This is a genomic window from Longimicrobium sp. (assembly GCF_036280135.1).
In the GTDB taxonomy this organism is placed as follows: Bacteria; Gemmatimonadota; Gemmatimonadetes; order Longimicrobiales; family Longimicrobiaceae; genus Longimicrobium.
On record NZ_DASURI010000488.1, the window covers coordinates 1 to 7,610 of the forward strand.

The 7,610-nt window shown below is 69.0% G+C and carries 5 protein-coding genes; all 5 read right to left on the reverse strand.

Features of this window, described 5'->3' with window-relative positions:
* Positions 1 to 7: 7 nt before the first annotated feature.
* Positions 8 to 733, reverse strand: a complete 726-nt coding sequence (locus VFZ20_RS15770) for a hypothetical protein (RefSeq protein WP_329684869.1) — start codon at positions 731 to 733, stop codon at positions 8 to 10.
* A 555-nt stretch (positions 734 to 1,288) separates the two neighbouring features.
* Positions 1,289 to 1,552: a helix-turn-helix transcriptional regulator gene (locus VFZ20_RS15775; RefSeq protein WP_329684870.1), complete on the reverse strand. Its 264-nt coding sequence runs from the start codon at positions 1,550 to 1,552 to the stop codon at positions 1,289 to 1,291.
* Between the two features lie 192 nt (positions 1,553 to 1,744).
* Positions 1,745 to 3,877: a ParB/RepB/Spo0J family partition protein gene (locus VFZ20_RS15780; protein WP_329684871.1), complete on the reverse strand. Its 2,133-nt coding sequence runs from the start codon at positions 3,875 to 3,877 to the stop codon at positions 1,745 to 1,747.
* 82 nt (positions 3,878 to 3,959) lie between these two features.
* Positions 3,960 to 4,898: an ArdC family protein gene (locus tag VFZ20_RS15785; protein WP_329684872.1), complete on the reverse strand. Its 939-nt coding sequence runs from the start codon at positions 4,896 to 4,898 to the stop codon at positions 3,960 to 3,962.
* Between the two features lie 846 nt (positions 4,899 to 5,744).
* A complete protein-coding gene (locus VFZ20_RS15790; RefSeq protein ID WP_329684873.1) occupies positions 5,745 to 7,472 on the reverse strand; it encodes a relaxase/mobilization nuclease domain-containing protein in 1,728 nt (575 codons plus the stop codon).
* Positions 7,473 to 7,610: the final 138 nt, after the last annotated feature.

Genomic DNA, 7,610 nt, shown 5'->3' on the forward strand with positions numbered 1-7,610 from the left:
CCTGAAATCAAAGCCACTCCCCCTGCGACATCTCGTCCGGAACTCCAGCAACAGCGAACGCGGAATTGTCCAACTCTGTGTTGTTAGCCACTTTCGGGCCGAGGCCGAGAAGGTAATAGACGTTGTGTCCGTGGCTGTCGGTATCTCCCGCCCGCCGCGCTGTGGACGCCCTGATGAGGTCAGCAGCACCCAGCGCGACAATAGCACGTGGAATGTTGTTCTGCAGGACGCCCGCGATCTCCCGGATTTTCGGATACGACGCCTTAGCGAACGTAGACCGACGCTCACACCGCTCCAAGAGGTACAAGTACATTTTCATGGCCGAGAGGCTGACTGACGAACGAGACGGGAAGGCATGCAGTGCCCGACTCGTTCTGATGTATTCAGCAGGCAGACGGACCCAAGCGCCCGGCTTCGTCGTGAAATCAACTATTTCGTAGACGTTGCCGCTTCGCGATCGTGTCGTGCTGACCCACGGCCGGAGGAACTCCAATGCCGGGGCGATCATCGCCCGGGCGGCTCCCGTCCTCTCCTCCAGGTCGCTGAATGTCAGCCGAGCCCGGCCGAAGCCGGGCCCATTATCGTCAGACCGAATCTCACTGAGGATGGCGATGTACAGCTTCAGCGCGGTGACCGAAGTTCCGAGCATCGAGCCACCTTGGAACAGCGTCAACTTGCCGTCGCGGATCCACTGCGCCGGCATCCGCGTGAAGGCATAGTCAATCCTCTTCACCGCGACCTCCTCGTCAGTGCTCGCATCGCCACGACCAGCGCAGCAAGTGCGATGAGAATCAAGCCGACTTGAAGGACGAACGCTTGCGCGTCCGGGGGGAGGTTCCCGATGCGCTCCGCGCTCTCGGCGACCGTTGTGGGGTTCATCGTCTACGTGCCCTTTCGTTCAAGTCTGATGCGAGTCGAAACCCTCGACGCACAGTTTAACGCACCTCTGGGCGTGCATCTAGGAACCGTATCACAGCAATACACGGAAGGGGATGCCTACGCACCCTGTGCCGCAATGACTTATCTCACAGTCCGGCTAGTGCACGCGGTGACTTCTAGAACGCCGCTCGTGAACTACCCATCGGGAGAGAGGGTGTCGAGCCCCCCGTGCCGCACGCGCCTTTCGGCCGGCGCCAGATCGCGGCCGGGGAGCCGTGGCTGTACTCGCCGTATCACGGCGGCGCGTTCGATTCCCGGTACTTCGGACCGGCGCGGAGTGGTGGGTGCGTGCGGTGGAGAGGCCGGTGCTGACGTGGCGCTGATTTCACCTGAAATCAACCGGGGCCGGTCACGGAGTGACCGGCCCCTCGTCGTTGCGTTCTGATCGTTGTAGTCGGCGGATCAGGTCGTGCTCCCGCATCAGCGCCTGCACCAGCTTATGCAGCGAGGTCCGGGGCAGGACCTCATATTGGCCGTTCGTCAGGTTGGAGACGTAGGCTTGTGTGACGCCCAGGGCTTCGGCGGTCTCCTTTTGGGTGCGCCACCCCATGAGTTTAACGAACGCTTTGAAGCGTTCGGGGGTTAGCGTCTCGTCGTCGCGAATCGGTTCCACGGGAATCGGTCTCCCCCCCGGCTGCTGTAGGTGGTGGCACGGCCAGCGGGCGGGCAAGGTATCCTCGCGGGACCGGCGACGCACCCCCCCGGCGGGTGAGCGGGGGGCTTGTCCCCCCCGAACCCGCCACGCGCGAAGATCGGCCCGGGGGGGGCCGGCCAGGTGCTCGGCCGGTCCCCCCTCGCTCCGCCGTCACTTCCCGTCGCGCCCGCGCCGTGCCTTCTTTCGGGCCGCCGCCAGCTCGTCGGCCGGGTCGTCCTCCTTGGCCGGGGCCTCGTCCGCCGCCGGGGCGGGCTGCTGCTCCTCCTCGGCCGGGGCCGGGGCCTCGTTCCCCGCCGGGGCGGGCGCCCCCTCCGGGGCGCCCTTGTCCTGCTCCTCCGCCTGCGGGCCGTGCTGGCGCTGGTAGGCGGCTTCCAAGTCGGTGAAACGCTCCTCCACGTCCTCGATGGTCAGCGTGGTCGGGTCCTCCCCTGCTTCAAGGGCTTCGCGGCGGATGGTGCGGATTTCCTCAACGGTCCCGGCAAGGGCGTGGATCGCCTCGCCCGCGCTCTCCGACAATCCCCCCTCGCGCGCCTGCTGGGCCAGCGGGTTGTGCGCCTCGTAGAAGCGGGCCACCGCGTCGTCCAGCCGCTCGGCGAATGCCGGGCGGGGAAGCTGGACGCTGGATCGCAGGGTATCCAGATGGGCGTTGTACTGCTCCAGCAGGAGCCGGTTGACCTCGGCCGAAATCGGGTCGTGCATCCGCTGCCGCTCCTCCTGCGTCTGCGCACGGATGCGCAGGACAAGAGCGCGGGCGAACAGTTGCAGTTCCTTCCCGTCCAGCGCCAGCCATTGCTCCAGCTTGCTGCCGTGCTCGGGAATCCCCTTCAAGCCGTGCTCCCGCGCCACCGTCGCCACGAACGCGTCCGATACCTTGGGGAGCGTGGTCAGCAGCTCCGCAATCACGTCGGGCTTGCGCAGGTCCAGCTTCGCCGCGCCCTCCCGCTCCTGCGTGATGCGCTCGGTGGTGAGCCGGGCGACGAGCTGCGCCCGCGCCTCCCGCCCGGCGGTCAGCGCCGTGTTCATGGCCTCGCGGTCCGTGCAGATGAGGCTATAGGCGGCGCTCGCCTGCCAGTCCTTGACCACGCGCACGGTGCTGGCCGGGATCAGGGCCGTGTCCACCATCAGCGACATGCGGCGGAAATCGCTGGTGGAGTCCGTGAGCACAACGGCGTCCGGGAACAGGCGCCGGGCGTCCTCGGCCGGAACGGTCGGGGCGTCGTCGCCCAGTCGCTCCTCGGCCTCCTTGCGGCGGGCTTCCTCCTGCTTCCGGCGCTCCTCCTGCTCCGCCCGCTGGGCGCGCTTGGCGGCGTCCTGCTTCTTCTGCCAGTATTCCCCGAAGCAACGAGCCTGCTCGTTGCCCCAACGGCGGTACATCCAGCGCGGGCCGTTGCACTTGCACTTCTTGGCGTGGTCGCTGGCGTCGAACACGGGCCGCTCCTCGCTGGCGTCCGCGTCGGCCGGGGTGAGCGGCTTGGAGTGCGGGAGCGCGGCGGCGCCGATGATCGCCTGTAGCTGGGGCAGGTTCAGCTTGCCCCCGCCGCCCAGGTAGTGCACCCGCACGGCCATTTCCACCGCGTCGAAAACCTTGGGGGTCTGGCCCTCCTCGTAAACGGGCGGCTCGGCGCCCTCCTCGTCCGGCTCCCAGCCGCCGCGCACGGCCTCGGGGATCTCCGCGAACGGCAGGAACGCGTCCCGGGCCTGCGTCTTGGAAACCAGCCCCTCGGACACAAGGCACTGGATGTTGCCCGGCAGGCGCAGCAGGTTCAGCCGGAACGAAATGTAGGGCTGTGACTTGTCGATCTTCTCCGCGAGGACGTACTGGTCCGCATCGGGGTGCTGGTCCAGCCACCGCTTGAACGCGCGGCCCTCCTCAATGGGGTTCAGGTTGGCGCGCTGGATGTTTTCGATCAGCGCCAGCTCAAAGGCTTCTTCCTCGCTGAACGTCCCCACAACCGCGGGGACCATGCGGCCGGTGTTCGTGGCTGAACGCCAGCGCCGTTCACCCATCACGATCCAGCTTTTCCCGTCCTCGCGCAGATGGACAAGGATGGGCTGCTTGATTCCGCGCACGCGCACGGACTTGTCAAGCTCGGCCTGCTCCGTCGGGTCGAAGATCATGCGCGGGTTCAGCCCCGGCCACGGCTCCAGCTCGTCCGGGCGGAACATGCGGACTTCCGGGGCCTCCTCCTCGATGAGCGCCAGCGCCGCGCCGGTCGTGGGCTGCTGCTCGTCCTGCGGCTGCTCGGTGCGGGGCTGCTTCGCGCGCTTCGTGGTCTTGGTCATGGCTCGTTCTCCCTGCGTGCTGGGATTTCACCTGAAATCCCGGTGGATGATGGGGGGCGCCGGGGTGCGCCCCCCGGCCCGGTCAAGCCGCCTCGGGTAGTTCGGCGGCGCCCTCCCCCTCGTCTTCCTCGGTCTGCCCAGCAGCGGGCGGGGTGGCGCCCAGGTACTCGGCCACCTGCCGTGCCTCGCTGGCGGCGCGGAAAACGGCCTTCTTGTCCCCCTTCAAGACCTGAATCCAGTTCCCGATGTACTCCGGGTGCTGCAACTGGCCTTGAACGCCCAGCGCCGCGCAGAGGAACGCCGCGCCCATCTCCGCCACCAGCTCCTCGCGGGCGTAGCTCTCGGAGCCGAACCCGCCGGACAGGTCGCGGTTCATCCGGGAGCCGTGTCCGGTCCAGTGGGTAAGCTCGTGAAGCTCGGTGCTGTAGTAGGCTTCGCGGGTGACGAAGTCCGCGAGCGGCGGCATGTAGATTTCATCCCGGCCGGGGCTGTAGGCTGCGTGGGAACCGCCTTCGATGATGCGCGCGCCGCTGGCGCGGACGAACGTCTCTACCGCCTCGTCCCGCTCCCATTCCGGGCGCTGCGGCGCCGGATCGGCCTTGACGGCGGGCAGGCCGTCAAGCTGGTCCCGGTTGAAGACGATGAAGTGGCGGAGGAGCGGGATTTTCTTGGTGCGGTCCGTCCCCGCCTCGGCCGCGTCGTCCCGCACCCGGAGCAGCTTCCAGAACGTGACCAGCGTCCCCCGCTCGCCCTTGCGGACGTGGGCGCCCTTCTGCTTGGCCTGATTGAACGTGAACCAGTCCTGCGAGCGGTAGCCGCACGCGTTGGCGGTCAGCCACAGCAGAAAGACGTTGATCCCGTGGTAGGGGCGGCCGGTCAGTCCGTTGCGCGGGAAGTCGTTCGCCGCGTACATCGGGCGCCACGGGCGAACCCAAGGCGCAACGCCAGTTTCCAGCGCTGCCACGATGCGGTCCGTAACCTCTTGGTAAATGTCGCGCGGCTGGTGATTCGTGCTCGGCATGGCTCCCCCTCCTCTGCTCAGTGTCCCCCCGTCGATCTGCTCTAAATATAAGTGACTTATAGGCAGGGGTCAATAAGCTACTTATAATTGTTACAGTTTAAACTGAGTTAAAAGTGCTGCGGATTTCAGGTGAAATGCGGTCGCCGCCGTGAATGCCTGCCGCCGCCGCGAGCTCCGCCGCCGCTCGCCCCCAGCCCGCCCCCGGCACCGACCACCCCTGATACGCGAACACGTGGGGGGTGGGGGGCGCTGCCCCCCACAACTGCCCGCCGCAGGCGACCGCCCCGCGGTCCCGAAGGCATGAGGGCGGTGATAGCGAGCGCAGCGAGCGTGACCAGCAGCTCCAGCCCCTCACGGAGCCCAGCACCAGGTGCACCGGAGTTTCCAGCCGGAGCCGGTCCGGGCCGGGCCGGAAACCGTTTCGACGGGCGCAGCCCGTCACGTTTAGCCGGTGATCGCCGCGGTGGGTGCGGTTGGGGATGGTCTTCGGGGGTGGGGTGGCATCCGTGGCGGGCCGGGCCGGTCTGTTGCTGTGGGGGGCCGCGTAGGGACCTTGAACCATCCCGAAGTCGGCCCCCCACAGCTCGCCCGCGAAGCGGGCGTCGGGGAGCTGGGGTCGTGCGCCTGGCTGTCGGCCCGCCCGCCGATCCACCGCGTGAGGGATGCGCGCCCGGAGGGCCGGGACACCGGCGGGGGGAGTGCGAGGGGCCCGGGTGGTATCGGTGGGGGGTGGCCCTCGCACGGAGCCGCCGGTGGTCCGGCGCAGTTGGGCGACGTTGTTTGTCGCCCTACTGCGCGCGCAGCCCGGCCCGGAGCGCAGCGGAGGGACACGCCCGCACCCCTCCGTCAGTCCATCCCGCGCTCCCGCCCCCGGTCCTGCAGGAGACCACGGAACGCCTGCACCGCTTTCGCCGGGATGGCCGTGTGCGGTGAGCGAACCCACGATGCCAGCTCGCGCACGTGCTGAGGGGCCAGCCGCTCGATCTGCTGCCGGAGCTTCGTGGCCGCCTGTACCTGCGGGGCAGAAACCCAGCGCCGCAGCTCGTCTACTTCGCGGGGAAGCACCTTCTGCATCGCCAGCCCGACCCGCGCCCGGATCAGCGTCGAATCCCGGTCCAGCTCCCGCGCGAGCCATTTCTCCCGCCTCTCGGCATAACCCAGCCGCCGCTCCGCCCAGCCCAGCTCCCGCTCGCCCGGAGCTGCCGCCGCCGCCCGCGCCGCCTCTCGCCCCAGCTCGGCCGCGTTCGGCACCCGTGCCCGCGCGGGTGAATCGTCCTGCCAGCGGATCACGCCCAGGAGACGCCGCTGCTCCACGGTGCGCAGCTCCCCGAACCGCTCCGGCTGCTCGCGAAGCAGCTGCGCCGCGCGGTCCGCGCCCAGGTCGCGCGCCACCTGCTCAAACTCCGCGCGCGCCTTCTTCGCGTCCCGGTAAACCGGCCCCAGCCCCTCCTCGAACCGCTTGCCCGTGGCCCCCACCCGCTCCTCCGCGCGGCGCATCGCCTCGGCGCGCGCACGCTCGGTCGCAACGATGTGCTGCGCGCGCACGTGGTCCTCGCGTGTCCACCGGCGGCGCTCCAGCTCTCGGAGATCGCGCACCAGCTCCGGCCGCGCCGGCGGTGTGCGTTCCAGCTCAGGCGGCTTGCGCCGATGCTCCGCCAGCTTCTCCCCGAACCGCTTTTCCAGCGCGCCACGCGACGCGGCGCGGTCCACGCTGGAGGCTGTCACGACCTGCTTCCCGTCGGTCACGATCATCCCGTTGCCGCGCGCCTGCACACGCAGGCCGTGGCGCGCCAGCCGCCGGTCCAACTCGTCCCAGCTCCCGGCCTCCTTGAAGTCCGCTCCCGCGACGGCGCGGACGTAGGGGAGAAACGACGTGTCCAGCCGGTCCGCCGGATTACGCGCCGCCTGCACGCCCAGGTCGCGCCGCTCCCACTTCTTCGCCAGCTCCTGCGCGTCCGCGCGGACGCGCGGCGGGTACTCCGGGCGCTCGCGCCGCTCCCAGCCGTGGCGCTTCGCCTCGCGGGTCTGCGCCTTCTTCTGCTCATGCTCCTGCGGGTCACGCCCCATTTCGGCGCTGTAGAGTTTATTCCACCTGAAATCCAGCGAGCGGTATTTCTCCCTCGGAAGCTGGATTTTCTTCCCGTCCGTCTGGCGGGCGTCGATCCAGATATGGACGTGCACGTGCTCCGTGTCGCGGTGCACGACGGCGAAGCCGCGGGCCTTCGGCAGCTCGCCGTCCAGCCACTCCTTCGCCATCGCCAGCGCGCGCTCCGACGACACTTCCCGCTCAAAACTGGCGCGGACGCGGTAGTGCGTCCGCGCCTCGCGCGGGCCCCGGTGGCGCTTCATCTCCTGCTCCTCGCGGACCTGAGCGTGCGCCACCAGGTTGTCGCGCAACTCCTCGTAGCCGCGCGCATCGCGCACGGCGTCGGGCAGGTTGTAGGCGAGCACGGCGCGGTCGCGCTCGCGGACGGCGCTCTCGCGGGTGATGTACGAAACGTGGTCCGGGGAGCGCCCAGGCGTACCGGCGTAGAACCGGAAGTAGGTCCCCCCCTTCCCCGTCGCGGCACTCACGGAAGGGCGGCGCGGATCAGCTCGGCCACCTCGCGGACGGCGCGCGCGCCCTCCTGCACCTCGTCCTCGGACGGGGGCTCCAGCGCCCCGCCAACGTCGGCGGAGTTTTCGCGGTGAGCGAGCTGGTTGAGGTTGACG

Excerpts from the sequence above, each read along its gene's own strand:
- VFZ20_RS15780 (WP_329684871.1), bottom strand. The coding sequence starts at position 3,877 with ATGACCAAGACCACGAAGCGCGCGAAGCAGCCCCGCACCGAGCAGCCG.
- VFZ20_RS15785 (WP_329684872.1), bottom strand. The coding sequence starts at position 4,898 with ATGCCGAGCACGAATCACCAGCCGCGCGACATTTACCAAGAGGTTACG.